This is a genomic window from Herbaspirillum lusitanum P6-12, assembly GCF_000256565.1.
Taxonomy (GTDB): Bacteria; Pseudomonadota; Gammaproteobacteria; order Burkholderiales; family Burkholderiaceae_D; genus Herbaspirillum; species Herbaspirillum lusitanum.
In genome coordinates this window covers 1-940 of the sequence record NZ_AJHH01000348.1, presented here as the reverse complement: position 1 = coordinate 940, position 940 = coordinate 1, and the positions used below count along the sequence as shown (strand labels likewise).

Annotated in this window: 1 protein-coding gene; it reads left to right on the top strand. The window is 62.2% G+C overall.

The window, feature by feature from the left end; genetic code table 11:
- The coding region (locus HLUSI_RS0111145; protein WP_016834063.1) for a phenylalanine--tRNA ligase subunit beta at window positions 1-940 on the top strand (940 nt) is incomplete at both ends.

The following is a 940-nucleotide window of genomic DNA, read 5'->3' as shown; positions in this document are numbered from 1 at the left end:
CTGCATTACTTCGGCGGTGCAGTGCGTACCGTGCTCCGCGCGCGAACTGAAGCTGTCGGAAGACCATGGCGGCCTGCTCGAGTTGCCTGACGATGCGCCGGTCGGCCAGAATTTCCGCGATTACTTCCTGCTCAACGACCTCAAGTTCACCATCAAGCTGACCCCGAACAAGGCCGATTGCCTGTCCGTGCTCGGCGTGGCGCGCGAAGTGTCGGCCTTGACCGATACCCCGCTGAAGCAACCGACGTTCCAGACGGTCGCCGTCAATCTCGACGAAAAACTGCCGGTCAGGATTTCCGCGCCGGATCTGTGCGGCCGTTTTGCCGGTCGCGTGATCCGCGGCCTGAACGCCAAGGCGGCAACGCCGCAATGGATGAAGCAGCGCCTTGAGCGCAGCGGTCAGCGTCCGATCTCGGCGCTGGTCGATATCTCCAACTACGTCATGCTGGAACTCGGCCGTCCGTCGCACGTGTTCGACCTCGACAAGATCCATGGCAGTCTCGATGTGCGCTGGGGCAAGAAGGGCGAACAGATCAAGCTCCTCAACGGCAATACCGTTGAAGTCGACGAATGGGTCGGTGTGATCGCCGACGACAAGGAACTCGAATCGCTGGCCGGCATCATGGGCGGCGACGCCACGTCAGTTTCGCTCGAGACCACGAATATTTATCTGGAAGCCGCATTCTGGTTCCCGCAAGCGATCCAGGGCCGCGCACGCCGCTACAACTTCTCGACCGATGCGGCGCATCGCTTCGAGCGCGGTGTTGATTTCGCCACCGTGGTCGAACACATCGAGCGCATCACCGCCTTGCTGATCGAAATCTGCGGCACGCCCGACACCAAGGTCGGCCCGGTCGACGACCAGATCGTCAACCTGCCCAAGCGCGAGCCGGTCAAGGTGCGTACTGCGCGCGCCACCAAGGTGATCGGCGTGGCCATC